Origin of the sequence: Sphingopyxis sp. Geo25 (assembly GCF_949769135.1) — a bacterium.
In the GTDB taxonomy this organism is placed as follows: Bacteria; Pseudomonadota; Alphaproteobacteria; order Sphingomonadales; family Sphingomonadaceae; genus Sphingopyxis.
Window position 1 is genome coordinate 42,825 of record NZ_CATKOZ010000007.1, and the last position, 24,791, is coordinate 67,615.

A 24,791-nucleotide genomic window follows, 5' to 3' on the forward strand; every position below is an offset into this window, starting at 1 on the left:
TGGAATCGGCAAGCACCAGCGATTTGCGCTTCCCAAAAGAACGCCCGCCCGATCGAAACCGGGCGGGCGTAAGATGAAGAGCCGTGTTTCCTGAAAGGAAGAGCCCTCCTGGGTCGCATGGCGCGGATAGCTTCGCTGGCGCGAGGGATATTGTACCGCAACGCCAAAAAGCGCGGCGCTCACACTTCAGGGCTTGGCCGCGACCGGAAGCCGGAATGGTGCGCCCAGCCGGTTGAAGGCGTTCATCGCCGCAATCGCGATCGTCAGGTCCACGAGGTCCTTCGGCTCGAATGCCTCGGCGGCGGCTGCATAGGCCTCGTCCGAAGCATGCGTCTCGCTGACGCGCGTGACCTCCTCCGCCCACGCCAGTGCTGCGCGATACTGGTCGGGGAACAGATGCGGGACTTCGTCCCACACCGGAAGCAGTGCGACCTTGCCCACCGGCATGGTCTTGAGAAGATCTCGGGTGTGCAGATCGATGCAGTGAGCGCATCCGTTGATCTGTGAAACTCGGAGGAAGACAAGGTGAATCAGCTCTGTCGGGAGGGCAGTGCTATTGGTGATATAATGGTGGACACCGTGCAGCGCCTTCGCTCCGGCGGGGGCTACTTCGGACCAATTCAACCGATTCATCTGATCTTCCTTTCTTCCTCAGCCGATATCGGCGTCATCAGGCCTGACGAGCGGGATTTCGGCGCTGTGACATCGCGCCCGAAAAAATGTCGGTGCGACCGGATGTGGGCGAAAGGGGCCGGAAGAACGGCCCGAGATTCGTCTGCTGCCGCGTACCAATCAGGTCGCGCTGCGAAACGAGGGGCCACGTCATCGTCATACGGCCCCAGAGTGTCCGCTTATTTCAAATCGGTGTTGAAAGCCGCCAGTCCAAAATCGGCCAAGACACGATTCCGAGAAATCGACGAAGCACTGAGCCTGCTTAACTAATGCGGTTGAAACACGGCCAAAGATACGCGCCGTCACCGACAGCTCCCTTCGGAACTTTCCGCCCTCCCGGCTCCGCAAAAACCCCCTCGCTCTGTGACAATTTATGCGCCGCGTTTGCGCCGGGCCTGAAACTCGACCGATACTGATGGGGCGCTACGCCAAGTCGTTGGACGAAAGCCGCCCGCATCGGGTCGGCATTGCCAAAGCCGCAATCGAAGGCGACGGCCTTGAGCGCCCGTTCACTTGCTTTGAGCATCCCGCGCGCGGCATCGACGCGCGCGCGTTCGACGAACTCGTGCGGCGTGATCCGGCCTCGATGTCCGCTTCCGACAGGGCTTTGCTTGCGGCGCATATCGCCCTCTACAAGGAACGGCGGGACGTTATTCATCGAGGTTCGCTGACGCGGATAGCTGAAAACGTGCCAGGTGCGTTCGGGTATCTCGCGTTGTTGGAAGCACGCGGGCTGGCACTGGCGGCGCAAACAAGATTCGCGGATCATTATGCATGTCCGCCGGTCAAGATGCCTGGGGTAGATCCCGCGGGCAGCTATCGCATCCGTCTTCTGCTTGCCGGGACCCCACCGGACGATGGACAGTTCGCTCGGCGGAGCTCTTGCAGGCAGGTGTCATGCTCCCGTTGGCGGAGCCCGAGACTGCTTGGCTGATTTCGCTGGAGTGGGTCGCCTGATCGCCTGCAATCTTGTTCGGCTTCATGCGCACACTTGGATTAGCCTGGTCGGCCAACTCGATGGCCTTTGGTGGATCCCGATTCCCGCAATGCCACCGTCAGGCATCGGCACTGGCGGGCGTGAGCGATGCGACGATCGCGTCGCAGAAGGCCGGAAGATCGTCGGGGCAGCGGCTCGTGATAATGTTGCCGTCGACTACCACCTCTTCATCGACTACTTCGGCACCAGCATTGGCGACATCGGTGCGGATCGACTTGTAGCTCGTCATTCGCCTGCCATTTGCAAGACCCGCTTCGACGAGCAGCCAAGGCGCGTGGCATATCGCTGCCACAGGTTTGCCTGCGTCGGCGAAGGACTTGATCAACGCGATCGCCTTTGCATCGACACGCAGCAGGTCTGGATTGATCTGACCGCCGGGAAGCACCAGCGCGTCATAGTCGTCGGCGTTGGCATCGGCGATCAGCAGATCAACGTCGATTTCGTCGCCCCAATCATCTTCGTCCCAACCGGTGATGTCGCCAGTCTGGAGCGAGGCGATGTCGATCTCGGCGCCGGCATCCTGAAGTCGTTCGAGGGGAATTTCCAGTTCGGACTGTTCGAAGCCGTCGGTCGCCATGATGAGGATGCGCCGCCGGGTGAGGGGATTGGCCATGTCATTTCTCCTTGTGTCCTTCAACAATGCGCGGGCAGGGAAGATGTTGCGTGATCAAAAGATAGGCCGAAGGTCGCACCGACAGTTCACCCTCTCCGCGCGTCACGACAGAATATGTTGAGAAGATCGAAGCTCCCGCTTCGACGTTGCCCGCTGTGATCCGGCCCTCCAGGAGTTGGCGCGCTCAAAAGCTGCCAGTCCGAGATGGGCCAGCATAAGACTTAGTTGCGAGGAAACTCATATGAAAAGGTGGCAGCGCCTTCGGTGACGTAACGACCGCTACGGACCTCCGCTACCAGTTTTCAACCGTTTAGCGGCGCTCTCCGAAACTGGTTTACAGTCCGATTGTAAACCGTTCGCGTTTCTTTCCCCATTCTCTTGCGGCAGCGATCCTAGATGCGCCGGGACTCGGCCCTGTTCGCTGCCCGGTCTTGAGCCAGTTCGCCGATGCGCTCGCGTTCATTGTCGGCTTGCCTGTCATGGCTTTGTCTGGCGGTAAGGCTCAACCGGATTGGGAAGCCTTGCCCGTCCGCGAACGGGTAGATTTTTGGTCGTGAGCCCGCCCCGCGGAGCGACCGAGACAATGATCTTGAGCCCCCTCTCTGCCGTCACGGCCTGCTGGTCGGCGCGAAAGGAAGGACTGCCGATCATCTGTAAGTCGCCAGCGCGAGCGGCGGATGAAGGTGGGCTGATTGCCCCGCTCACATTTTTGCTGATGTCTCGCGATTGCCGTTCCAGCTAGGTTGGCGTCAAAATCACAAGAGGAGGATGCGATGGATCTGGGTCTTGCCGGAAAGAAGGTGATCATCAACGGTGGCGCGCACGGGCTAGGGCTCGCCGCGCTCAAGATTTTCGCCGCCGAGGGCGCCGACGTCGCCTTCTTCTCGCGTGATGCCGACAAGGTCGCTGCCGCGGTCGCGGTGATCGATGCCGCGGGTCCGGGCAAGGTGTTTGGCGAACAGTTCGACATGACGGGCAATCCCGACGGCTATCGCGCCTGGCTCGAAAAGGCGCGCGACACGCTCGGCGGCTGCGACATCTTCATCCACACCGCAAGCTCGTCGGGGCAGGGCGCGACCGGCGACTGGCAGCGCGGGCTCGACATGGATATCATGGGCGCCGTGCACGGCGTCGAGACGCTGACCGAGGCGCTCGCGGCGTCGGGGTCGGGATCGATCATCTTCATGTCGTCGACCGCCGCGGTCGAGACCTTCATCGTGCCGCAGGCGTTCAACGCGCTGAAGGCGGCGCTGATCACCTATGGCTCGCAATTGAGCCAGGCGCTCGCGGCGCAGAATATCCGCGTCAACATCGTCTCGCCCGGTGCAATCTACTATCCCGGCGGCAATTGGGAGGTCATCAAGTCGGCGGCGCCGCCGCTCTATGAAGGCACGCTCGCGCAGATGCCGATGGGGCGCTTCGGCGAACCCGAGGAAGTGGCGAAGGCGATCGTCTTCATGGCCTCGCCCGCCTGTCCCTATATGACCGGCGCGCATCTCGTCATCGATGGCGGCTTCACCAAGCGCGTCCAGTTCTAGGGCGCGCGCGATGAAACTTTATCAGTCGCTCGGTCCCAATCCGCGCGTGGTGCTGATGTACCTCGCCGAGACGGGGATCGCGGTCGATCGCCAGTTCGTCGACATCATGGCGGCCGAGAATCGTCAGCCCGATTTCTGCGCCAAAAGCCCGCTCGGTCACACACCGCTGCTCGAACTCGACGACGGGACCTGCCTCGCCGAGAGCGTCGCCATCTGCGAGTATCTAGACGAGACGGTTGGCGGGCATGCGATGCTTGGCGCGACCGCCGAGGAGCGGGCGCAAACGCGGATGCTGGTGCGGATCGTCGACCAGCTTGTCGTCGTGCCGATGACCGCAGGCTTCCGCGGCGCCGAGGGTTTGCCGATGTTCCAGAGCCGGATGCTGTGCCTGCCCGATGCGGCGGCGGACCTGAAGCGGCTCGCCGCCGACGGGCTGGCGAAGGTCGACGGAATTGTCGGTGCGGGGCCCTGGCTCGCGGCCGATCGCTTCAGCCTTGCCGATATCCTGCTTTTTTCCTTCGTGGAGTTCGGCGCGATGGTCGGGCAACCGCTCGATCCCGCGCTCGCCAACCTCGCTGCCTGGGGCGACCGCGTTGCGGCGCGTCCCAGCGCCGCCGCCAGCGCCAACCCCAAACTGGGCATCGGAGAGCCTGCATGACCGACACGACGATCGACCGCGACAAGCTGCGCGACATCTACACCCGCACGATGCGCGTCGCTCGCGCCGACGAGAAATTCCGTTCGCTGCTGATGACCGGCAAGCTCGCGGTCATCTATTACACCGTGCGCGGGCAGGAGCTTGTCTCGGCGGCGGCGATGGCGGCGCTCGAACCCAGCGACTATCTCGTGACCACCTATCGCGGCCAGCATGACCAGATCGCGAAGGGCGTGCCGCTCAACCCCTTGTTTGCCGAAATCGCCGGCAAGGTCGGGGGCACGTGCCGCGGCAAGGGCGGGTCGATGCACATCACCCATCCCGAAACCGGGGTGATGGTGACCACCGGCGTCGTGGGGTCGGGGCTGCCGATCGCCAACGGCCTCGCGCTCGCGTCGCAGAACTGCGGCGACGGCAAGGTGACGATGGTCTGCTTCGGCGACGGCGCGACCAATATCGGCGCCTTCCACGAGGCGATGAACATGGCCCAGCTCTGGAAGCTGCCGGTGATCTTCCTCTGCCAGAACAACCGTTATGGCGAGCACACGGCCTTCGCCGATCACACCAAGGTCGACTCGATCGTCACCCGCGCCAAGGCCTATGGGATGAACGGTGTGAAGGTGGACGGCAACGACGCCATCGCGATGTACAAGACGACCAAGGCCGCGGTGGATCGCGCTCGCGCGGGGGAGGGGCCGACGCTGATCGAGGCGATGTGCTACCGGATGATGGGCCATTTCTTCGGCGCGGACTTTTCCTACATGCCGCCTGAGCATCTTGCCGAAATGGCCGCCGAGGATCCATTGCCGCGGCTGCGCCAGCTGATGCTCGACCATCAGTTTACCGAGGCCGAGCTCGACGCAATCGTCGCCGATCTCGATGCCCAGATGGACGCCGCCGCCGAATTCGCCGCGAACAGCCCGCTGCCGGGCCCTGAGGAAATCCGCAAGGATGTCTTCGAAGAGGAGATTGCGGCATGAGCCAGATCACGATGACGCAGGCGATCAACCGCGCGATCGACGAGGCGATGGCCGAGGATGAGGGTGTGATCCTGCTCGGCGAGGATGTGGCCGCCAAGCAAGGGGGCGGGGTGTTCAAAATCTCCGCGGGCCTGACTGAAAAATATGGCGAGAACCGCGTCCGCGCGACGCCGATTTCGGAGCAGGCGATCGTCGGCGCGTGCGTCGGCGCGGCGCTCGCGGGCTTCCGCCCGATCGCCGAGATCATGCTGATGAACTTCGTGACCGTCGCGATGGACCAGATCGTCAACCATGCCGCAAAGCTGCGCTTCATGTCGGGGGGGCAGACCCATGTGCCGATGGTGATCCGCACCACGACCGGCGTCGGCGTCGGGTTCGGCGGCCAGCATTCGGACATGCTCGAGGCGTGGTTCGCGCATGTCGCGGGGCTGAAGATCGTCACCCCGTCGAACGCGGCGGACGCGCAGGGACTGATGCGCGCGGCGATTGCGTGCAACGACCCGGTGATCTTCATCGAGAATATCCTTTGCTACGGCCTCAAATCCGACGATCCGGGACCGAACCATTTCGTGCCGCTCGGCAAGGCCGCGGTCGCGCGCGAGGGGAGCGATTGCACGATCGTCACCTATGGCCGCACCGTGCTCGACGCGCTCGAAATTGCGGGCAAGCTTGCCGACGAGGGGATTTCGGTCGAGGTCATCGATCTCAGGACCATCGCACCCTATGACGAGGCGACGGTCACCGCATCGGTCGAAAAGACGGGTCGCGCGGTGGTGCTGCACGAAGCGGTGAAGCAGTACGGCACCGGGGCCGAGATCGCCTCGCGCCTCAACGAGAAATTGTTCGGCAAGCTCAAAGCTCCGGTTACACGGATCGGGGGCGCCTTCTCGGCGGTGCCGATGGCCAATGCGCTGGAGCAGGCGTGGATCCCGAACAAGGAAAAGATCGCCGATGCGGTGCGCGCCGCCGTGAACTGGAAAGGCTGAGGCGATGGCGGAGGAATTGCGTATCCCGAAGATCGGCATGTCGGCGACCGAAATGACGCTCAACGAATGGATGTTCGGCGACGGAGAACGCGTCGAGGTCGGCGACATCATCTATACGGTGGAGACCGACAAGACGACGGTCGAGGTCGAGGCGCAGGTCGCCGGGATCATCCGTCCGATCGGGGTCGAGGGCGAGATCTATCCGGTCGGCGCGCTCGTCGGCACGATCGAATGACCCCGCTCGAAGCCAGCAAGGCGATGTACGCCGCGGTCGCGCGCGGCGAGTGGGACGCGGTTGCCGATTTCATGGCCGACGATCTCGTCATCCATGAACCGGCCTCGCTTCCCTATGGCGGAGAATGGCGCGGGCGCGATGCGCTGCAGCGGCTTTACGCGCACGTCATGGGCTATTGGGAAGAACCGGTCGTCAAATGGATGGAACTGGTCGGCGGCGAGAAATATGCCGTCGCTTTGCTTCATTTCACCGTGACCGCGAAGTCCAGCGGCAAGCGCTTCGAGACGCATATCGCCGAGGTCACCGAATTCGACGACGCCGGCAAGATGGCGTCGATGCGCATCCATTATTTCGACACCGCGCATATGGTCGAGCAATTGAAGGCATAGCGGATGAGCAAAGCGCCGCACGTCATCGTCCTCGGTACCGGCGGCGCAGGACTCACCGCCGCGATCTCGGCGCATGAGGCCGGCGCGCACGTCTCGCTGTTCGAAAAGGGCGAGCAGGTCGGCGGAACAACCGCCTGGTCGGGCGGGATGATCTGGATCCCGAACAATCACCATGAGGCGACGCTCGGCGTCGAGGACAGTCGTGCCAAGGCGCTGACTTACCTTATGTCGATGTCGCACGGGCTGATGCAGCAGCATCTGGTTGAGGCCTTCCTCGATCATGGGCCTGAAATGGTGGCGTTCCTTGAGGCGAACACCCCGGTACAGTTCCGGCCGATCCCCGAATTTCCGGACTATCATGCCGAATTTCCGGGCGGGATGCCGAACGGCGGGCGTTCGCTCGACTGCCCACTCTATTCGTTCCACGAGCTGGGGGAGTGGGCCGATAGAGTAACCAAATCGCCCTATTATCCCTCGCCGCATTTCTCGATCTACGACACGCCGCTTGGACAGGCGAAGCCGCAGCCGCTGGCGCCCGAAGAGTTGGAGCGCAGGATCGACGGCGACCTGCGCGGGAGCGGACAGGCGCTGGTCGGGCGCTTGCTGCGCGCGTGTCTCGACCGCGGGATCAAACCGCAGACCGGGCATCGCGCGGTGCGGTTGTTGATGGACGGGGATCGCGTCACAGGCGTTGTATTTGAGACCGCCGGTGGTGAGATCGCGGTTGCGGCCGACGCGGTAGTGCTCGCGACCGGCGGGTTCGAATGGGATGCCGACCTGCTCCGCGCCTTCATCCGCGGACCGCTGACGCATCCGCTCAGCCCGAAGACCAACACCGGCGACGGGCTCAAGATGGCGATGCGCGTCGGGGCGATGCTCGGCAATATGCGCGAGGCGTGGTGGATGCCGGTCGCCGAGGTGCCCGAGAGCGATTGCTCGATGGGCAAGACGCTCGTGGCGGGGCAGCGCAGCCTCCCGCATTCGATCATGGTCAATCGGGCAGGCAAGCGTTTCACCAACGAGGCGGCGAATTACAATGCGATCGGTGCGGCGTTCCACGATCAGGATGTCAGCGCGTTCGCCTATGCGAACCTGCCGTGCTGGCTGATCTTCGACCAGCAATATATCGACCGCTTCGGCTTCGGGATGATCAGCGGCGAGCGCGGGGTGGCGCCGCCGCAATGGGCGATGCGCGCGGAAAGCCTGTCCGAATTGGCGGGGCGGCTGGGGATCGATCCCGACGAGCTGGATGCAACGGTCGAGCGCTTCAACGCGCATTGCGCGACCGGGCGCGATCCCGATTTCGGGCGCGGCGATGCTGCGCATGACCAATGGTGGGGCGATCCCGCCGCGCGCGGTTCGACCGCCGCGACGCTCGGCCCCATCGGGCAGGGGCCCTTCTTCGCGATCGAGATCAAGAGCGGTGCGCTCGGTACCAAGGGCGGCCCGCAGACCGATGCCAATGCGCAGGTGCTCAGCGTCGATGGCGGGGCGATCCCGGGGCTTTATGCGGCGGGCAATGTCATGGCCTCGGCGATGGGCATGACCTACGGCGGGCCGGGCGGCACGATCGCGCCGGGGATGGTGTTCGGCTTCCTCGCGGGACGCCACGCCGCGCGCGTATCGGCGAAGCAGTTGGAAGGTGCGGCATGAAGAAGGTCATCGTCCTCGGCGCGCCCGCCGACCAGGGGATTCCGTTGCTGGCGGCACTGAAGGCGCGCGGTCTCGAACCGACCGCCGGCGTGCGGCGGCCGGGCGCGATGGCGGCGACTGTGCATCCTGATGTGCCCGAGGTCGCCGCCGACCTCCACGACGTCGCGAGCCTGACCGCGGCCTTTGAAGGGCAGGACGCGCTCGCGATGCACCTGCCGTTCGAATTCGACCGCGAACGCGCCGCAACGATGGGCTGCAACATTGCGGCCGCTGCGAGTGCAGCTGGGCTGCGGAAGATCGTCTTCAACACGAGCTGCTTCGTCGCCGACCGCGACTTGGGCCTGTCGGCGCACGACGGGCGGCGCGATATCGAGCGCGCGATCCATGACAGCGGCGTGCCGTATGTCATTATCGAGCCGATGGTGTTCATGGACAATATTACGCGCATCTGGTCGCGCCCGGCGATCGTGAACAGCGGGGTTTTTGCTTACCCGGCCGCCGAGACGCTCAAGATCAGTTGGATCTGCCTGGAGGATGTGGCGGCCTATATGGTCTCGGCGCTGCTGCACGAGGACCTGATCGCTGACCGGATCGCGGTGGGCGGGCCCGAGGCGCTGGTCGGGGCCGAGGTCGCCGAGCTATTAGGCTTCGCGACCGGACGGCCCGTGCGTTTTCAGAGCCTGAGCCCCGACGAATTTGCCGCGCGGATGAGCGAACTCGTCACCGGCTCGCGCGCGGTGCAGCCGGCGAGCATCTATGACGGGATGGCGAAATTCTATCGCTGGTACAACGACCAGCCGGTGTCGCCCGTCGCACTCGATACCGTGCCGGCAGCGCGGCTGCTGGGGGTGACGCCGACCTCCTTCGCCGACTGGGCGGCGCGGCAGGACTGGAGCTAGGCTGCGAACCAGCGCTGCGTCGCGGCGAGCAGCACTCGTGCGCGCTCGGCAGGATCGGGGTGTTTTTCGCGAAGTTTTGCGCTGCGCAGTTCGATGCTCAGCGAGGTAGTCGGAGGTAGCGCGGCAATCAGATCGTCAAGCGGCAGTCCGCCGTCACCGGGCATCAGGCGCAGATCGAGCGCTTCGCGGATGATTTCCGGCACGTCGCTTGGCGGCGGGCCGAGCGCCGGTGCGTCGCAGAATTGCGCATAGGGAAAGCGCTTTGGGTCGACCGAGCCGATGTCGGCAGGCGATCCGCCCGTGCGAGCAAGATGCAGCGGGTCGATCATTAGGCCGAGATTCGCGCAATCGGCGGCGTCGATTAGCGCGATCGCGCTTTCAATGCTGCCCACTGTGGTGAACGCCGCGAACTCCAGGCAGGCTCGCAGGCCTGCAGCCGCTGCGTGATTGCCGATCCGGTTCAGTTTGGCGGCGGCGCTTGCCGGATCATCGTCCGAACTGACGATCAGCACATTGCGCGCGCCGATTGCGGCGCCGGCGTCGATCGCCGCGAAATGCGCCGGATCGTCGGCGCCGGGCTTCAGCCAGATCACTTCGATATCGAGGATCGCCAGACCGGCGTCGGCGGCGCGATCGCGAACCTCGGCCGTCGTCGCGGTTGTCCAGGTTTCGGGATCGTACCAGATGCCGGCCGCCGGCCAGCCCGCGTCGATGGCGGCTGCGATCGTCTGCTCGGGCGAAAATTCGGGCAGTACCCCCGCCGCCAGCGACAGCAGGGGAAGTGCGCGCGCCATCAGCCCGGCAACTCGCCGTCGATATATTTGCTCAGCGTCCGGTGGAAATGCCGGATGCGGCTTTCCTGATAATGGCCCAGTTCGATCACGCCGTTGGGCGACGATTTCATCCCTTCCTGCACATAGGGCAGGTTTTCCATGTCCTGGTCGAACACGCCGGCGAGCGCGGCGCCGATCAGGTGGCTGGCGCTGGCGAAGGGCTGGTCATCCGGGATCAGGTGCATCGGCGCCGACTTCGGTGCCTTTTCGCCCTTGGGCGTGCGCATAAGGATGCGGACTTCCATCAGGCTGTGGTCGGTGTCGCCCCACGGCCGCCAGCGATAGACGATGTTGGGCGTCAGGCCGCCCCAAGGAGCCCAGTTCGGAAAGACATTGTACGTGAAATTGTCGAGCATTTCACTGTCGGTGGCGTCCGAATAATAATGCCCGTTCATCGCCGAAAAAGCATCGCGGTTCGCCTGCGCCAGCACCTTGCGCGCCAGCATCGGATCGTTTGCGTCGAAGCCTTTGAGGTCGTCGGCCGAAGCGGTGCTGCGCCGCGCGCGGCTGTCGCCGCCGCCAATGAACTCCTCGAGCGATTTCAGGACGTAGAATTGGTCCTTGCCCTTGATGTGTGGCGACATCGCGCCGGCGGGGGTGATCGCGCGATTGAGAAAGTCGCCGTAGAGGTCGTAGCGCGTGTTGGCGTCGGCGGTGAAACCCAGGATCTGCGGGTGGGTGACGATGCTGTGCCACGCTTCCATGAACGCTTCGGCAACCGCCTTCCAGTTCGCCGGAATGACGCGGCCGACCCACGCGCCGGTGTAACATTCGTCGAGCCGCCAATTGTCATAATGCTCGACCCCTGGGCCGACCCAGTCGCGGAAGTTCGGCAGGTCGTGATTCTCGGTGACGAGCAGGAAGCCTTGCCAGCTTTCGACCTTCAGCTCGGGCAGGCTCATGTCCTTGCTCTCGAGATGCTTGAAGTCCCAGGCGCAGGGTGCTTCCTTGAAGCGGCCGTCGTGGTGCCAGGAAAAGCCGTGGAAGGGGCAGCGCAGGTTGACCGCTGGGCCGCCTTCGGTGCGCAGCTTGCGGCCGCGGTGGAGACAGACGTTGTAGAACGCCTTGACCGACCCGTCCTTCTGGCGGACGAGCAATATGCTCTTTTCGTTGATGTCATAGACGACGGTGTCGCCGGGGTTCGGCATATCCTCTTCGCGCGCCGCGAATTGCCATATGTTCGGCCACATCTTCTCGCGCTCGAGCCTTGCCCAGTCCTCGCTGACGTAACGCTCGATCGCGATCGGTTCGTCGCCAAGCTCCTGATTGGATTCGGCGAAGAGATAGTCGGGCACGCGCCGCGTGTCGGCGTGCAGCATGTCGGTGTAGCTGGTGCCGGGGCAACGGTCGTCGCGGTTCTGGTCCTGGGGAGGCGAAAGGTCGTTCATTGTTGGGCTCCGGTCAGGCGATCTGCTCGAGCGGCATCTTGCACGCCGCGGCAATCGATCGGTGGACGCCGTGCAGCGCCGGCTCGTTCGCGCCGAGCACGACGTGGAAGTCGTCCGGCGCGGTCATCAGGTTCGCATAGCCGCTGCTCGCGACGCGATAATCCTCGGTCTGGACGACGGTCGCGGTCGCGTCATAGGCCATCTCGCACATCGCGCGATGCTCCTCGCTCTCGACGCCGAAGGGCGCATAGACGGCGAACTGGCAGAACATCTTGCCGGCGCCATCGGGAAAGAGGCGGAAGACCTGGGTGAAATAAACGCCCGGCGTTACCGCGCCGAAGAAGACGACGGTGTTGGGGAACAGGAAATGCACCCCGCCATAGTCGGTCTCGGGCCATTCGCTTTCGTCCTTGCCGACGAGGTCGCCGATCAACAGGTCGGGAAAGCTGACGCGGTGATGGCGTCCGATCGGTTCATAGACGTTGCGGTCGCTGTAGTGCGTCACGCCGATCGTCGAGGCGTGAAGCATCTTGAAATGATAGCCCTCGCCATAGGTATCGAGCGCGAATTTCCAGTTGGAATCGGCGGTCAGGATGCCCTTCTTCACCGGCTCTGCGCGGTGCAGTTCCAGCTGCGCGAGCACCGGCCCGAAATCGCCAAGATGCGCGGCGGCATCGATCGGCGCGCCGTCGGGATTGGCACGCACGAAGATCAGGCCGAGGTGCTCGGCGCAGGGCAGTTCGATCAAGTTGCGCGCCCCGATCTCGCAGTTCGCGAAGCCCTCCTTGCCAGGCTGGCCGACGAGCTGGCCCGCGGGGTCGAAGGTCCAGGCGTGGAAGGGGCAAACCAGACGCGGCCGCGATCCCTGCCAGGGCTCTTTCTCTTCGACCAGCTTCGCGCCGCGATGGGTGCACATGTTGAGGAAGGCGCGCGCGACGCCGTCTTTGCCGCGCGTGACGAGGATCGACGGGCCGACCGAGTCGAAGACCAGTGTGTCGCCGGGCTTCGGAATGTCGCCCGACAGGCCGGCGACGATCGGCTCGTTCCGGAAGATATGATTCATCTCGGCGGCGTTGCGCGCTTCGCTCGTATAGACGGATTTGTGCAGCGCCAGCGGCGCCTCGGCGCGGTCGGTGCGGTTCTCGGCGATGATCGCCACCAGTTTGCGCAATCCCGCGCGCGCATTGCGCTTGCGGACGGCGAACCAGTCCTGCACTGCGATCTTAGGATCGGACTCGGCCATGGCTATCCCTCACATTTTGCCCAGTATGACTCCGGGTCTTGAAGAGCTTATCGCACAAAGGCAGGCGCTTGTGCGCTATCGCTTTTGAGGGGAGGGACATGGCCGCACCCGCAACGCTGGCATCGCTCGGGGACGTCATGCAGCTGGCGTTCGTACCGTCGGACTTCGACGCCGCGGTGAAGCACTGGACCGAGGTGATGGGCGCGGGGCCGTTCTTCCTGCTGCCGAACGTGTCGCTCCTGGGCGGACGCTATCGCGGCGAAGCGAGCGATCCCGTCTTCACGATGGCGCTCGGTTATTGGGGCGAGATGCAGATCGAGCTGATCCGGCCCGAGAATGACGCAAAATCGCTCTATCGGGGCGAATATGCGGTGGGCGAGGGACTGCACCATGTGTGCGTGCTGGTGGACTCGATTGCGGAGGCGCGGATCCGCTGCGCCGAGGTCGGCGCCGAAATCGTCTTCGAGGCGCCGGTCGGCGACACGGGCGGGGTGATCTACGCGGATCCCGGCACCGGGCCGGGGACGCTGGTAGAATTGCTGGAACCGCAGGCAGGCACGCGCGAGCTGTTCGCGATGATGCGCGATGCGGCGATGGGGTGGGACGGGAGCGAGCCGCTAAGGTCGTTGGGGTGAAGCGGACCGGCCGTTAGGTTTGGGAACGCGATTCAGCTATTCGCCCCCAGATACCCCAGCTGCCCGGCCTTGAAGATCGTCTGCGCGCGGTTGACCGAGTTCAGCTTCTCGCCCGCACGGTGGACATGGTAGCGCACCGTCGCGTGGCTCAACGAGATGATCATGCCGATCTCGCGGTCGGTCTTGCCGATCGCGGCCCAGCGCAGGCATTCGACCTCGCGCTTCGACAGCTCGCAATCCGAGGGAATGCGGCGCTTGGTGCGCATCGCCGAGGCATAGCCCGCGATGAAGCGCCGCGTCGCGGCGCCGAGGATATGCCCGATCTGGGCGAACTGGTCGCCGAGGTCGGTGATCTCGGGATCCATCGGGTGATAGCTGTTCGCCGAAATCTGCCCGAACGGGAGGTGGACCGGAACGACGATCGCCGCCTGGTAGCGCTGGTTTGCGGCGAAATAGCGCGAGAGGTCGATGTCATCGAGATACGGGTTGGGCACCGCGGTGCGGAACCCCTGGCCATTGCACCAGAAGGCCTCGCTCTCATAACGGCACGAGCGGGGCAGCGGCGAGTGAAGCGCGAGCCTGTGATCCTCCCACCAGCGTTCGCCATCGCCCAGCCAGCCGAACAGGTCGGCGGCGAGCACCGCTCCGTCGGCATCGACCATGGTCTCCTTGGAGGCGATATCGTCGCATAGCGCGGCGCGAAGGCCATGCGCGGCGGCGAAATCGCGCAGCGCAACCGCCGCGTCGTGGATATCCTCCACGCCGCGGACCGTGACCGCGTCGACGAGCGCCCTGGTATTCATCGGCGGTGCAAGCCCGTCGTCCGGCAGCCTGGCTGCGCTCTCTCCCATAGGCGGGACTATTTCACACTGGTTCGCAACTCGCAATGCATGTGTCATAGGCGTAGCACCGTCTTTGCTATGATGTTCTTCTGGACTTCGCTCGAGCCGCCAAAGACGGTCCATGCACGACTGTTGAGATAGCGCGCAGCGGCGACCTGTGCGTCCTCGTCACCGATCGCCGACGGGGCTTCGTTGCCGTAGAGCGGACGGACGGTCGGCAATTGCAGGCCGTCATAGCCGTGCAGATCCATTGCGACGCCGTCGATCCGCTGGTGAATCTCGGAGGAGAGCAGTTTGACGAGCGATGTCTGCGGCCCGGCCGGGCGGCCTTTGGCGATGTCGGCAAGGATGCGCAGTTCGGTGGTCTCAAGGGCTTCGGCTTCGAGCCGCAACCGCGCGATCCGCGTCGCGATCTGGATATCACTGCCTAAAGCCCCATTATGTCCGCTCGGCGCGGCGGCCGCGAGTTGTTCCAGATGGTCGATCGCGCGGATCAGGCGCGGCGCATGGAACGATCCGCCGCGCTCGTTCTCGAGCAGGAATTTGGCGATCGTCCAGCCCTGCCCCTCTTCGCCGATGCGGTTGTCGACCGACGTGCGCGCGCCGTCGAGAAAGACCTGATTGACCTCGTGATCGCCCGCCATGGTGATGATCGGGGTGACGGTGACGCCAGGCTGGTCCATCGGGATCAGCAAGAAACTGATCCCAGCCTGCTTCTTCACCTCGCCGTCGGTGCGGACAAGACAGAAGATCCAGTTCGCGTGATGCGCATGCGTCGTCCAGATCTTCGACCCGTCGACGACATATTCGTCGCCCTCGCGCCGCGCGCGGGTGCGCAGCGAGGCGAGGTCGGAGCCGCTTTGCGGTTCGGAATAGCCCTGGCACCAATAATCGGTGCCGGCGCGGATCGCGGGCAGGAAGCGGTCCTTCTGCTCCTGCGTGCCGAAGGCGCAGATGACGGGGCCGACGAGGCGCAGGCCCAGCACCGACAGCGCCGGGGCGCCCGCGATCGCGCATTCCTTTTCGAAGATATATCGCTGCATCGGCGTCCAACCCGTGCCGCCGCAATCCTCGGGCCAATGATAGGCGACCCAGCCCTTGTCGTTGAGGATGCGGTGCCAGACGAGGCCAATGTCGGGTTCGACGAAGACCCCGGGGGTCCGCCGCGCGCCATCGCGCACATAGTCCGGCAGCGACGTGCGCAGGAAGTCGCGGACCTCCTCGCGAAATTCCAGTTCGTCCTTGGTAAGATCCAGATCCATATTTCTTCTAGCGCTCGAGGATCGCCACCGCCGACAGGCCGGGCGCTCCATAGACATGAGAATAGCCCACCTTCGGGCTGTTCGGCACCTGCCGCTCGCCGCCGCGACCGCGCAGTTGCACCGTGTTTTCGTAAACCTGCCGCAGGCCCGAGGCGCCGATCGGCTCGCCGCACGCGAGGCAACCGCCGTCGGTGTTGACCGGCAGCTTGCCGCCGATTTCGCTCCAGCCCTCGGCCAGCCACCGTTCCTGCTCGCCGTCGGCGCAGAAGCCGTTTTCGGCCATATGCATGATCTCGGCGCCGCTTTCGGTGTCCTGCAATTGCGCGACCGAGACATCTTCGGGGCCGATCCCGGCCATTTCGAATGCGGCCTTGCTGGCAATCTCGGTCGGCTTGCCGCCGCCACTGACGCTGATCGACGGCGCGAAGACCTCGAACGAGCCTTCGGGGCGGGTGCGAAAGGCGACGCTGGCGATGCGCACCGCGTCGGCGCCGAGCTCGCGGACCTTCTTGGCCGAAGCCAGCACCAGCGCGACCGCGCCCTCGGCAGGCGAGCAGAACATATATTTGGTCAGCGGATCGTTGACCATCGGCGCGTTCAGGATCGTGTCGAGATCGACCGGCGAGCGCCGCCAAGCATGGTCGCAGAGGGTGCCGTTGCGGAAGGCCTTTTCGGCGACGAGGCCGAGCGTGCGCCGGCTGATCCCGTGCAGCGCCATGTATCGCTGGATCTTGAGCGCGAAGAATTGCGTCGTCAGCATCATCCCCGTCTCGCCATACCACTCGGGCAGGCCGTAATCCGAGGGCTTGGCGTTGAACGCGCCGCGCGGATGCTTGTCGAAGCCGACCGCGAGCGCGATGTCGCACGCGCCCGCCGCGATCGCGTTTTGCGCCGCCGTGAGCGCGCTGCCACCCGTGGCGCAGCCGTTGGCGACGTTGATGAAGGGCACGCTGGTCAGGCCGAGTTCATTGACCATGATGTCGGCCGAGCCGGCCGCCGCCGACCCGCCATAGGCGAATTCGACGTCTCCCCATTCGACCCCGGCGTCTGCCAGCGCCTGTCGCACGGCATAAACGCCCTGGTCGCGCCCCGATCGGCTGTCGGTGCGGCCGAAGGGGTGGATTCCGGCGCCGATGATATAGACGTTGTCGCTCATGGCTGGCGCTCCGGGCGAAAGGCGAAGGTTGACCTCGCATCGTCGAACGGAACGACGGCGAATTCCATCGGCATGCCGATCACAAGGTCTGCGGGGGCGGCATCGGCGATCCGTGTCTCGACGATCACCTCGCCGGGCAGCTCGACATAACCGATCAGGAAGGGCTCGAACGGCTGCGGGCCACTATAGGGTTCTTTTGGTTCGAAGGCCTGCGTCGTCCACGACCATAGCTTGCCCCTGCGTGACAGCGCGACGGGTTCGACCAGCGCCGCGGCATCGCCATCGGGAACCGGGAAGACGATCTCTCCATCGGCACGGCGGCCGCCGATCAGCCGCGGTTCGGCCTCGTCGGTCCATAGGCCTGGCGCGATGGGGGCGAGCGCGCTCATGCCGCCCTCGCAAAGCTGCGCAGGCAGTGGTCCTGGTCGCCGAACAATTTGTCGAGCAGCATAACCCGCTTCAGCGCGTGGCCGATCGCCAGTTCGTCGGTCTGCCCCATGCCGCCGTGCATCTGCACCGCCTCGAGCCCGATCTTCGTCGCCGCTTCGCCGACGAAGGCTTTGGCTCCCGCAGCGATGCGCGGCCAGTTGGCATCGTCGGTCGTTGGGTCGAGCATCGCGGTGCGCAGCACCATCGATCGGGCCTGTTCAAGCGCCGCATAGCATTCGACGAGCCGGTGCTGGAGCGCCTGAAAGCTGCCGATTGCGGCGCCGAACTGCCGGCGCTCGCCGACATAGGCAAGCGTGTCGTCGAACATCCGTTGCGCCAGGCCCAGCATTTCGGCGGCGGCGAGCGTCTGGACATCGCCGATGACGCGCCGGAATTTGGTTTCCGGCAGCTCGAAGATGTCGGCGGGCACCCGGTGCAGGTCGAGCGTCGCGGCGTTCGATCCGTCGATCACCGGATAATCCTGCCGCACGACCCCGGCGGCGTCGGGCGCGACTTTTGCCAGCCGATCGCCCGCGATCGTGACGAGCAGAATATCGGCGAGCGGCGCGCCGAGGACGAAAATTTTGGCGCCGACGATCTGGTCGCCCACGGCCCGCGTCCCGACCGCCGTGGTTTCATAGCGGCGACCCGGTTCGGCAAAGGCGACGGCCGCGAGGCGCTGTCCGGCAATCAGGTCGCCGACGAGCGCCGCATCGCCGGCGACCGCGGCGAGCCGGATCGGCAGTACGCCATTTTCGAGCCAAGGATCGATCGCGATCCCCGCGCCGAGTGCCTCGGCAGCGAGCGCCAAGTCGACCATCGTCCCGCCGATGCCGCCCAGCGCCTCGGGCGCCGCGAGCGCAAGCAGGCCAAGGTCGGCGATCTCCTGCCAGCGTGCGCGCGAATAGCCGCCGGCGCCGCGCCGCATCGCGTGCCGCGCCGCGACATCGATCGGACCCAGAAATCGCCCGATCGTGTCGCGCGTCAGCTGCTGGTCTTCGTCCAGGTCGAAGTTCATGCGCGCCGCCGAAAGGTGATCGGCAGCGTGGTCAGCCCGCGCAGCAGCATATTCGGCGGCCAGCTCGGCACATGGCCGTCGGCGACGCGGAAGTCGGCCAGGCGCGTCAGAAGTTCGGTATAGGCGACCGCCATTTCCTTGCGACTCAGCATATTGCCCACGCACATATGGATGCCCTTGCCGAAGGCGAGATGGCTGCGCGCGTTGGCGCGCTCGATGTCGAAACGGTCGGGATCGGGGTATTTAGCCGGGTCGCGGTTCGCTGCAGCATAGCGCAGCTGGACCATCGCGCCCTTGGGGATTTTGACCCCGCCAAGTTCGGTGTCCTTCAGCACCATCCGCCACATGCCCGCGGTCGGACTCTCGGTTCGCAGCACTTCTTCGACGAGATTGATGATCGCCCGCTCGTTTCCTTCGTCCGCGGCGGCGACGGCTTTCGCCATCTGGTCGGGATTCTCGATCAGTTGGAGGAGCCCGCCGGCGAGCGCCGAGGTCGTCGTCTCGTTCCCCGCGACCATCAACTGCTGCATGATCGACAGGATTTCGGCGTCTTCGAGCGGGCGCTCGCCATCGACCTCGGCATAGACGAGGTCGGAGAGCAGATCGTCGGTGCGGTTGGCGCGGCGCTCGTCGATCTTGGCCTTTACGAAATGCTGGAATTCGACGACCTCGCGCGCACATTCGAGTTCGCGCTCCTTGGGGATCATGCGGCCGAGGCGATCGACGAAGGCATCGGACCAGCGCTTCACCTTGTCGAGGTCGTCGCCGGTCATGCCGATCTGGCTGGCGATCATCGCGACGGGCAGGGGAATGCCGAAATCGCGGACGAAGTCGGCCTCACCTTTTGCCGCCATCTTCTCGATCAGCTCGATCACGACGCCGCGCATATCCTCTTCGATTGCGGCGACGCGCTTCATCGAGAAGGCGAGGTTGACCAGCTTGCGAAAGCGGGTGTGCACCGGCGGATCGGCGGTGAGCAGCGTGTCGACCTGCGGCCAGCCCTCGGCAAGGATCGCCGACACATCGCCGTCTTCGGCCATCGCGCCCGACAGCGTGCCCTGGAAATTGTTCGAGAAGGTTTCGACGTCGCCGGTTGCCTGCGAACAGAGATCATAGGAGAGGACGAGGAACATGCCTTCCGACAATTGCACGACCGGGCTCTTCGGCATCCAGGCGCGATAATAGTCGAACGGGTCGGCGATGACCTGCGGTTCGAAAAAACTGCCTGCGGCGATATCGTTCACGCGCCTCTTCCCTCAATCTTCTCATTATGCGTGCAACTATATGCAGCCGCTCCAGCGGCGCGATGCACATTTTCGTTAGGAAGCGGCGACATGGGCGAGCGCGTTGACGAGGAACCGGCGAAGGTTTGGGTCGGCATAAGCGGTGGGGCCGTCGCCGGGCTGCAGATAGATCAGACGGCCCGTGCCGACCGGCTTGTCCCACGCGATCAGGTCGCTTTCGGGACGGTGATCCCAACCGTCGTTGCTGAACATGCGCCCCGTCACGGCCTGTGATGCCGAATAGAAATTTTCGCGAACGAAGGCGTGATCGGCGCGGAGTAGCGGTTTCGTCGCACCCCAGATCGGCGCGAGATAGAGTTCGTCGCAGAGCGGGAAGCGCGGCGGCAGTCCGGCGGTCGCCGGATGCGCGGGATCGAGGACGATGGCGTCGTAACGGACCTCATGACGATAGCCCGAGTCGAGATGCTGCTCGCCGTGGGCTTCGCCGGGATCGTAGAGAAAGCGTCCGCCAAGCATCTCGGCCCATTCGGGCCATTCGGCCCAGCCCGCGATCGCATGATGCATTGCAACCGCGCCGCCGCCGCGCGCGAAATAGTCGGTGATGGCACGGCGATAGGTGAAGGATGGTGGCCGCGTCGCCGCCCTGCCGTCGCCGAAGCTATATCCCGGCATGTCGTAAAAGAGGATCGCGTCGGCCGCATCTGCTGCGCCCTCTGCGACCGCGATCTCGGCTTCTGGATGGATCAGGTGCGTGACGGTCCAGCCTTCGAAGCTCGCGAGCAGATCGGCGAAGGGTTCGGCTTCATAGGGATGGCCGCCCGACAGGACGAGAAGGCGGCGTGTTCCCGTCATGCGATCTTGAGGATCATCTTGCCTTGGTTGCTCCCCGCGAAGAGCCGCATGAAGGCGTCGAAGCTGTTTTCGATCCCCTCGTCGACATGCTCGTCGGCGATCAGCTTGCTCTGTTGCAGCCACGCCGCCATCTCGGCGCCGCCCTCGGCGAAACGCGCGATATAATCGGCGACGAGCAGCCCGCGGATCGAGGCACGGTGGACGATCAGCTGCCAGATGTTGCGCGCGCCGATCTTTTCGACCGAATTATATTCGCTGATCAGGCCGCAGAGGCCGATGCGGGCACCGTGGCGCAGATTGTTGAGGCCGGCGTCGAGGATGTCGCCGCCGACATTTTCAAAGATGATGTCGACGCCGTCGGGCGCCTCGACGCGGATCGCGGCGGTGAGCGCCGCAAGATCCTTGCCGCGATAGTCGATCGCGGCGTCGAAGCCGTAGCGATCGATCAGTTTCGCGCACTTCTCGGGTCCGCCGGCGATGCCGATGACCTTGCTCGCGCCCTTGATTTTTGCGATCTGGCCAACGAGCGACCCGACCGCGCCCGCCGCGCCGGTGACGAGTACGACGTCGCCGGGCTTGGGTTCGCAGACATCGATATAGCCGAAATAGGCGGTCATCCCGACCGCGCCGAGCACCGAGAGGTAATTGGTCACAGAGGGGACGAGGCTGGCGTCGATCGGCTGGGTGAAGCCGCCGACGGTGCCAACCGAATAATCCTCGATCGCGTTGAGGCCCATCACCCACTGGCCGGGCGCGAAGCCCTTGGCGTTGCTCGCCTCGACGATGCCGACGGTCGACGCTCGCACCGGCGTGCCGAGCGGGATCGGCGGCATATAGCTCGGCGCATCGTCCATCCAACCGCGGATCGCGGGATCGAGCGATGCATAATGGTTGCGGATCAGGAATTGCCCGGCGGCGAGCTCGGGCGTCGGTTCGGTCACGAGCGAGAAGTCCGCCCGCACGGGTTCGCCATTGGGGCGGCGGACGAGCAGGAAGCGGCGGTTGTCAGGCATGAAAGCTCCTCAGGCGGGGACGATGGAAACCGGGATCGCGCTTTGCAGCGACTGGCCGGTGATGGGGTCATAGGCGACGCTCTCGCTGACGAGGCGGTTGGTCGAGGCGCCATGCTCGTGGACGCCGTCGGGGCCGATGTCGGGGCCGCCGAAGGCATGCGCCATCGACACGACGCCGGGGCGCATATTCTCCGCCGCGCGCGCGACTGCGACGACTTCGCCGACTGCCGAGCGGATGCGGACGGTATCGCCGTCGTTGCAGGGAATGCGCGCGAGATCGTCGGGATGCAGGAAAGCGGGGTTGGTGGTGCGCTTGGCGCGCAGCGCGGGCAGATTCTGACCGGTCGAGTTGAAGCGATGGCGGCTGCGGCGCGAGACCATCCGCCAGGGGAAATCGGGCGTCGGTTGGTCGGCTTCGCCATAGGCGATGAGCTGGTCGGGCATTGCGCCTGCGGTGAGGTCGAAGTGGCCGGGTGCATCGGGATCGCCGGGTTCGACGATCGGATGCAGATCGTCATAGATGACGGCCTTGCCATCGACGGTATCGGCGCGCACCACACTCGGCGCGACCGAGCAGCCGGCGACCATAAGGTCGAGGAACGCTTCCTTCGTGGGCCGTTTGTCCATCGGGCAGGCGCCGCCTGCGAGCGGCAGGCCGGTGCCGAGACGGTGCGCGAGTTCCCAGAGCATTTCCCACTCCTCGAGCAGCCCTTCGGGTGCGTCGATCATCGCCTCGGTATAGCGGGCGTAGGGGATTTCGTACCACCATTCGGAAAGGTTGCTGATGTCCTCGCGTTCGAGGCACATTTTGGGGGCGAGGATATAGTCGGCGCGCGTCGCCGTCGCGGACCCGGCGTTAACGTCGATGCAGACAAGCAACTCCAACTCGTCGATCGCGCGCGTCATCTTGTCCTGATCGGGGAAGGCGACCACCGGATTGCCGCCGATCACGATCAGCGCGCGCACCTGACCCTCGCCCGGGGTCAGCATTTCGTCGGCGAGCACATTGCACGGCATCTCCATGCCGAGATGCGTCAGGCCGCGGATGCGCGAGGCGGGGAAGCCCTCGCCAAAAAGCGCCATCGGCGGCGCGACCTGCGCGCGGCGCGGGGTCACGGGGGTGAAGACGCGCGGGATCGAGCTCTTCTCGCCCTCGCGACAGAAACGCCCGCAGATTATGTTGAGCGACGAGACGAGATATTGGGTGAGCGTGCCATTGCCCGCCATCTCGGGCCCGGTGCCCGTCGAGACGACGCCCTTGGTGCCGCCCGCGAACATCCGCGCCGCGGCCACAAGCTGGCTTTCCTCGACCCCGGCGCGTGCTGCAGCGATGTCGGGGGTGAAGCCCGCTACCGCGCGCTGCAACTCGTCGAGGCCGTCGACATAGCGCTGGACGAACGCCTTGTCGTAGAGGCCTTCGGACAGGATGACATGGATGATCCCGGCGAGCAGCGCGGGGTCTTCGCCCGGCCGGACGGGCAGGTGGATATGCGCGAGCGCCGCGACGTCGCTCTCGCGCGGGTCGGCGACGATCAGTTTGAGGCCGCCTTCGAGCGCGTCGCGCAGGCGGCGCGACGGCGAGAAGGGGGGCAGGCCGCCCGGCGGGCCATAGTGCGAGACGATCGGGTTGTTGCCGATGAAGAAGGCGACGTCGGCTTCGGCAAAGGTGTGCATGCCGCCCATCCAGTTGCCGTAGCGCATCGTCGTATAGACTTTGGCGGGCTGGTCGAGCGTCACCGACGTATAGATGTTGCGGGTGCCGAGCCCCTGCGCGAAGGCCATGGCGCTGCCGACTCCGGCGCTGTTCTGGAAGGCATAGGTACCTGCATAAATGGCGACGGCATGCGGTCCAAGCTCGGCGATGATGGCCGAGAGTTGCGCGCCGATCTCGTCGAGCGCGCTGTCCGTCGCTATATCCTCGAAGGCGTCGCCGACGCGCTTCTGTGAGACGATCAGCCGCTGCGGCCCATGGTGCGCCTCGGCGAGTTGGCGGCCCTTGATGCAGGTGTAGCCGCCGAAGACCGGATCGTCGGGATCTCCCTGCACCTTGGTCACGCGGCCCTCCTCGATCGTGACCAGCATCGCGCAATTGGCATGGCAGAAGCGGCAGAAACTGCGGCGAACCTCAGGCATCATATCTCTCCCTGATCGCACCCTACGCCTCGGCGCCCCGCAATCGACTGGCACTTTTGGCGGTGGTTGCGGCGGCCGGGTGGGCGCAATTTCGCGGCAGGGAACAGGGAGAGTATCGATGCCCACATCGCGCCAATGGCTGCTGAACGGACATCCGCGCGGACGCGGGATCGAGGAGGGCGATTTCCGGCTCGTCGAGACCGAGATCGGCACGCCGGGCGACGGCGAAATGCTGCTCAAGACGCTCTATCTGGGGTTCGATCCGGCGCAAAAGGGATGGATGGAAAATATTGCCGACTATGTCGCGCCGATGGCGATCGGCGACGTCATGCGGGGCAGCGCGATCAGCGAAGTGGTCGAGAGCAACCATCCGGGCCTTGCAGTCGGCGACCTGGTGATGGGGTCGACCGGCTGGACCGAATGGCACCGGTCGGACGGCGCAGGGCTGGTCAAGATCGACACCGCGCTGCCGCCGACCGCGATGCTGTCGGTGCTCGGGACGACGGGGGTCACTGCTTACTGCGGATTGTTCAAGGTCGGGCGGCCGGTGGCGGGCGATACGGTGCTCGTCTCGGGTGCGGCGGGGGCCACGGGGTCGGTCGTGGGTCAGCTGGCGAAGATCGCCGGGTGCCGCGCGGTCGGCATTGCGGGCGGTGAGGACAAGTGTCGCTGGTTGGTTGAGGAGGCGGGCTACGACGCGGCGATCGACTATAAGGCGGGCGACGTGCGGGCCCAGCTCCGCGACCATTGTCCGCGGGGAGTCGACGTCATTTTCGACAATGTCGGCGGCACGATTCTCAACGACATGCTCGGTGAGATCGCGACCGGCGCGCGAGTCGTTATCTGCGGCGGGATCAGCCGGTACGAGACCGGATCGCTGCCCGCGGGGCCGCAGAATTATTTCAATCTGGTCTTCCGCCGCGGCACGATGGCGGGCTTCATCGTGATCGACTGGGCGAGCGAATTTCCGGCGATCCGTAAACGGCTGGAGGGCTTCGTCCAGGATGGGCGGCTCACCTATCGCGAGGATGTGCAGCAGGGGTTCGAAAATGCCCCGGCAACCCTCAAGCGCCTGTTCGGCGGCCAGAACCGCGGCAAGCAATTGTTGAAGCTGTAGGGAGATCGA

General features: G+C 64.9%; 25 protein-coding genes and 1 pseudogene. 10 read left to right on the forward strand and 16 right to left on the reverse strand.

Annotated elements, in window-relative coordinates; genetic code table 11:
- Positions 1-186: 186 nt before the first annotated feature.
- The 4 genes and pseudogenes from QOL68_RS15980 to QOL68_RS15995 all read right to left on the reverse strand — a co-directional run.
- Entirely contained in the window at positions 187-633 is a 447-nt protein-coding gene (locus QOL68_RS15980) for a carboxymuconolactone decarboxylase family protein (RefSeq protein WP_282950058.1), read from the reverse strand.
- Between the two features lie 301 nt (positions 634-934).
- Complete coding sequence (locus QOL68_RS15985; protein WP_058801287.1) at positions 935-1,441, reverse strand: helix-turn-helix domain-containing protein; 507 nt, start codon at positions 1,439-1,441, stop codon at positions 935-937.
- A 286-nt stretch (positions 1,442-1,727) separates the two neighbouring features.
- Entirely contained in the window at positions 1,728-2,282 is a 555-nt protein-coding gene (locus QOL68_RS15990) for a type 1 glutamine amidotransferase domain-containing protein (protein ID WP_058454853.1), read from the reverse strand.
- Between the two features lie 467 nt (positions 2,283-2,749).
- A pseudogene (locus QOL68_RS15995) lies at positions 2,750-2,960 on the reverse strand (IS5/IS1182 family transposase); the annotation flags it as partial.
- A gap of 95 nt (positions 2,961-3,055) precedes the next feature.
- Between QOL68_RS15995 and QOL68_RS16000 the strand changes: the two are divergent.
- From QOL68_RS16000 to QOL68_RS16035, 8 genes are read left to right on the forward strand one after another with little or no spacing between them, the layout of a single operon-like run.
- Complete coding sequence (locus QOL68_RS16000) at positions 3,056-3,820, forward strand: SDR family NAD(P)-dependent oxidoreductase (RefSeq protein ID WP_282950059.1); 765 nt, start codon at positions 3,056-3,058, stop codon at positions 3,818-3,820.
- A gap of 10 nt (positions 3,821-3,830) precedes the next feature.
- A complete protein-coding gene (locus QOL68_RS16005) occupies positions 3,831-4,478 on the forward strand; it encodes a glutathione S-transferase family protein (RefSeq protein ID WP_282950060.1) in 648 nt (215 codons plus the stop codon).
- A complete protein-coding gene (locus tag QOL68_RS16010) occupies positions 4,475-5,455 on the forward strand; it encodes a thiamine pyrophosphate-dependent dehydrogenase E1 component subunit alpha (protein WP_282950061.1) in 981 nt (326 codons plus the stop codon). Before QOL68_RS16005 ends, QOL68_RS16010 begins: the two co-directional genes overlap by 4 nt.
- The gene (locus tag QOL68_RS16015; protein ID WP_058454849.1) at positions 5,452-6,441 is read left to right on the forward strand and encodes an alpha-ketoacid dehydrogenase subunit beta; all 990 of its coding nucleotides are present in this window, start codon (positions 5,452-5,454) and stop codon (positions 6,439-6,441) included. Before QOL68_RS16010 ends, QOL68_RS16015 begins: the two co-directional genes overlap by 4 nt.
- Before the next feature lie 4 nt (positions 6,442-6,445).
- The gene (locus tag QOL68_RS16020; protein ID WP_058454848.1) at positions 6,446-6,676 is read left to right on the forward strand and encodes a biotin/lipoyl-containing protein; all 231 of its coding nucleotides are present in this window, start codon (positions 6,446-6,448) and stop codon (positions 6,674-6,676) included.
- Positions 6,673-7,065 (forward strand): nuclear transport factor 2 family protein, encoded by a 393-nt coding sequence (locus QOL68_RS16025; protein WP_058454847.1) that lies wholly within the window; start codon positions 6,673-6,675, stop codon positions 7,063-7,065. Before QOL68_RS16020 ends, QOL68_RS16025 begins: the two co-directional genes overlap by 4 nt.
- A gap of 3 nt (positions 7,066-7,068) precedes the next feature.
- A complete protein-coding gene (locus QOL68_RS16030; protein WP_282950062.1) occupies positions 7,069-8,718 on the forward strand; it encodes an FAD-dependent oxidoreductase in 1,650 nt (549 codons plus the stop codon).
- On the forward strand, positions 8,715-9,617 hold the full coding sequence (locus QOL68_RS16035; protein ID WP_282950063.1) for an SDR family oxidoreductase: 903 nt from the start codon (positions 8,715-8,717) through the stop codon (positions 9,615-9,617). The genes QOL68_RS16030 and QOL68_RS16035 overlap by 4 nt, the downstream gene beginning before the upstream one ends.
- On the opposite strand, the gene QOL68_RS16040 is transcribed toward QOL68_RS16035, so the two are convergent.
- Genes QOL68_RS16040 through QOL68_RS16050 form a run of 3 tightly spaced genes read right to left on the reverse strand, consistent with a single transcriptional unit; the run spans position 9,614 to position 13,081 of the window.
- Positions 9,614-10,411 (reverse strand): sugar phosphate isomerase/epimerase family protein, encoded by a 798-nt coding sequence (locus tag QOL68_RS16040; RefSeq protein WP_282950064.1) that lies wholly within the window; start codon positions 10,409-10,411, stop codon positions 9,614-9,616. The genes QOL68_RS16035 and QOL68_RS16040 overlap by 4 nt on opposite strands.
- A complete protein-coding gene (locus QOL68_RS16045; RefSeq protein WP_282950065.1) occupies positions 10,411-11,838 on the reverse strand; it encodes an aromatic ring-hydroxylating oxygenase subunit alpha in 1,428 nt (475 codons plus the stop codon). Before QOL68_RS16045 ends, QOL68_RS16040 begins: the two co-directional genes overlap by 1 nt.
- 13 nt (positions 11,839-11,851) lie before the next feature.
- Entirely contained in the window at positions 11,852-13,081 is a 1,230-nt protein-coding gene (locus QOL68_RS16050; RefSeq protein ID WP_282950066.1) for an aromatic ring-hydroxylating oxygenase subunit alpha, read from the reverse strand.
- A 98-nt stretch (positions 13,082-13,179) separates the two neighbouring features.
- Here QOL68_RS16050 and QOL68_RS16055 point away from each other — a divergent pair, with 98 nt between their 5' ends.
- A complete protein-coding gene (locus QOL68_RS16055) occupies positions 13,180-13,716 on the forward strand; it encodes a VOC family protein (protein WP_282950067.1) in 537 nt (178 codons plus the stop codon).
- 32 nt (positions 13,717-13,748) lie between these two features.
- Here QOL68_RS16055 and QOL68_RS16060 read toward each other — a convergent pair whose 3' ends face one another.
- The 9 genes from QOL68_RS16060 to QOL68_RS16100 form a co-directional block, all read right to left on the reverse strand.
- On the reverse strand, positions 13,749-14,519 hold the full coding sequence (locus QOL68_RS16060) for a helix-turn-helix transcriptional regulator (protein WP_204994012.1): 771 nt from the start codon (positions 14,517-14,519) through the stop codon (positions 13,749-13,751).
- Positions 14,520-14,611: 92 nt separating this feature from the next.
- Positions 14,612-15,820 carry an acyl-CoA dehydrogenase family protein gene (locus QOL68_RS16065; RefSeq protein WP_282950068.1) on the reverse strand — a complete coding sequence of 403 codons (1,209 nt, stop codon included), beginning with the start codon at positions 15,818-15,820 and terminating at the stop codon, positions 14,612-14,614.
- 7 nt (positions 15,821-15,827) lie between these two features.
- The gene (locus tag QOL68_RS16070; RefSeq protein ID WP_282950069.1) at positions 15,828-16,976 is read right to left on the reverse strand and encodes a thiolase family protein; all 1,149 of its coding nucleotides are present in this window, start codon (positions 16,974-16,976) and stop codon (positions 15,828-15,830) included.
- Positions 16,973-17,365, reverse strand: coding sequence for a Zn-ribbon domain-containing OB-fold protein (locus tag QOL68_RS16075; protein ID WP_282950070.1), 393 nt, complete (start codon positions 17,363-17,365; stop codon positions 16,973-16,975). Before QOL68_RS16075 ends, QOL68_RS16070 begins: the two co-directional genes overlap by 4 nt.
- Positions 17,362-18,423, reverse strand: coding sequence for an acyl-CoA dehydrogenase family protein (locus QOL68_RS16080; RefSeq protein WP_282950071.1), 1,062 nt, complete (start codon positions 18,421-18,423; stop codon positions 17,362-17,364). Before QOL68_RS16080 ends, QOL68_RS16075 begins: the two co-directional genes overlap by 4 nt.
- On the reverse strand, positions 18,420-19,667 hold the full coding sequence (locus tag QOL68_RS16085) for a cytochrome P450 (RefSeq protein WP_282950072.1): 1,248 nt from the start codon (positions 19,665-19,667) through the stop codon (positions 18,420-18,422). Before QOL68_RS16085 ends, QOL68_RS16080 begins: the two co-directional genes overlap by 4 nt.
- A gap of 75 nt (positions 19,668-19,742) precedes the next feature.
- Positions 19,743-20,519: a ThuA domain-containing protein gene (locus QOL68_RS16090; protein ID WP_282950073.1), complete on the reverse strand. Its 777-nt coding sequence runs from the start codon at positions 20,517-20,519 to the stop codon at positions 19,743-19,745.
- Positions 20,516-21,532, reverse strand: a complete 1,017-nt coding sequence (locus tag QOL68_RS16095) for an NADP-dependent oxidoreductase (RefSeq protein ID WP_282950074.1) — start codon at positions 21,530-21,532, stop codon at positions 20,516-20,518. The genes QOL68_RS16090 and QOL68_RS16095 overlap by 4 nt, the downstream gene beginning before the upstream one ends.
- Positions 21,533-21,541: 9 nt before the next feature.
- Positions 21,542-23,665 (reverse strand): molybdopterin-containing oxidoreductase family protein, encoded by a 2,124-nt coding sequence (locus tag QOL68_RS16100; RefSeq protein WP_282950075.1) that lies wholly within the window; start codon positions 23,663-23,665, stop codon positions 21,542-21,544.
- Positions 23,666-23,783: 118 nt separating this feature from the next.
- Between QOL68_RS16100 and QOL68_RS16105 the strand changes: the two genes are divergently transcribed.
- Positions 23,784-24,782, forward strand: coding sequence for an NADP-dependent oxidoreductase (locus QOL68_RS16105; RefSeq protein ID WP_282950076.1), 999 nt, complete (start codon positions 23,784-23,786; stop codon positions 24,780-24,782).
- The last annotated feature ends 9 nt before the right edge of the window (positions 24,783-24,791 follow it).

Excerpts from the sequence above, each read along its gene's own strand:
- QOL68_RS15980 (WP_282950058.1), bottom strand. The coding sequence starts at position 633 with ATGAATCGGTTGAATTGGTCCGAAGTAGCCCCCGCCGGAGCGAAGGCG.
- QOL68_RS15985 (WP_058801287.1), bottom strand. The coding sequence starts at position 1,441 with ATGATCCGCGAATCTTGTTTGCGCCGCCAGTGCCAGCCCGCGTGCTTC.
- QOL68_RS15990 (WP_058454853.1), bottom strand. The coding sequence starts at position 2,282 with ATGGCCAATCCCCTCACCCGGCGGCGCATCCTCATCATGGCGACCGAC.
- QOL68_RS16000 (WP_282950059.1), top strand. The coding sequence starts at position 3,056 with ATGGATCTGGGTCTTGCCGGAAAGAAGGTGATCATCAACGGTGGCGCG.
- QOL68_RS16005 (WP_282950060.1), top strand. The coding sequence starts at position 3,831 with ATGAAACTTTATCAGTCGCTCGGTCCCAATCCGCGCGTGGTGCTGATG.
- QOL68_RS16010 (WP_282950061.1), top strand. The coding sequence starts at position 4,475 with ATGACCGACACGACGATCGACCGCGACAAGCTGCGCGACATCTACACC.
- QOL68_RS16015 (WP_058454849.1), top strand. The coding sequence starts at position 5,452 with ATGAGCCAGATCACGATGACGCAGGCGATCAACCGCGCGATCGACGAG.
- QOL68_RS16020 (WP_058454848.1), top strand. The coding sequence starts at position 6,446 with ATGGCGGAGGAATTGCGTATCCCGAAGATCGGCATGTCGGCGACCGAA.
- QOL68_RS16025 (WP_058454847.1), top strand. The coding sequence starts at position 6,673 with ATGACCCCGCTCGAAGCCAGCAAGGCGATGTACGCCGCGGTCGCGCGC.
- QOL68_RS16030 (WP_282950062.1), top strand. The coding sequence starts at position 7,069 with ATGAGCAAAGCGCCGCACGTCATCGTCCTCGGTACCGGCGGCGCAGGA.
- QOL68_RS16035 (WP_282950063.1), top strand. The coding sequence starts at position 8,715 with ATGAAGAAGGTCATCGTCCTCGGCGCGCCCGCCGACCAGGGGATTCCG.
- QOL68_RS16040 (WP_282950064.1), bottom strand. The coding sequence starts at position 10,411 with ATGGCGCGCGCACTTCCCCTGCTGTCGCTGGCGGCGGGGGTACTGCCC.
- QOL68_RS16045 (WP_282950065.1), bottom strand. The coding sequence starts at position 11,838 with ATGAACGACCTTTCGCCTCCCCAGGACCAGAACCGCGACGACCGTTGC.
- QOL68_RS16050 (WP_282950066.1), bottom strand. The coding sequence starts at position 13,081 with ATGGCCGAGTCCGATCCTAAGATCGCAGTGCAGGACTGGTTCGCCGTC.
- QOL68_RS16055 (WP_282950067.1), top strand. The coding sequence starts at position 13,180 with ATGGCCGCACCCGCAACGCTGGCATCGCTCGGGGACGTCATGCAGCTG.
- QOL68_RS16060 (WP_204994012.1), bottom strand. The coding sequence starts at position 14,519 with ATGAATACCAGGGCGCTCGTCGACGCGGTCACGGTCCGCGGCGTGGAG.
- QOL68_RS16065 (WP_282950068.1), bottom strand. The coding sequence starts at position 15,820 with ATGGATCTGGATCTTACCAAGGACGAACTGGAATTTCGCGAGGAGGTC.
- QOL68_RS16070 (WP_282950069.1), bottom strand. The coding sequence starts at position 16,976 with ATGAGCGACAACGTCTATATCATCGGCGCCGGAATCCACCCCTTCGGC.
- QOL68_RS16075 (WP_282950070.1), bottom strand. The coding sequence starts at position 17,365 with ATGAGCGCGCTCGCCCCCATCGCGCCAGGCCTATGGACCGACGAGGCC.
- QOL68_RS16080 (WP_282950071.1), bottom strand. The coding sequence starts at position 18,423 with ATGAACTTCGACCTGGACGAAGACCAGCAGCTGACGCGCGACACGATC.
- QOL68_RS16090 (WP_282950073.1), bottom strand. The coding sequence starts at position 20,519 with ATGACGGGAACACGCCGCCTTCTCGTCCTGTCGGGCGGCCATCCCTAT.
- QOL68_RS16095 (WP_282950074.1), bottom strand. The coding sequence starts at position 21,532 with ATGCCTGACAACCGCCGCTTCCTGCTCGTCCGCCGCCCCAATGGCGAA.
- QOL68_RS16100 (WP_282950075.1), bottom strand. The coding sequence starts at position 23,665 with ATGCCTGAGGTTCGCCGCAGTTTCTGCCGCTTCTGCCATGCCAATTGC.
- QOL68_RS16105 (WP_282950076.1), top strand. The coding sequence starts at position 23,784 with ATGCCCACATCGCGCCAATGGCTGCTGAACGGACATCCGCGCGGACGC.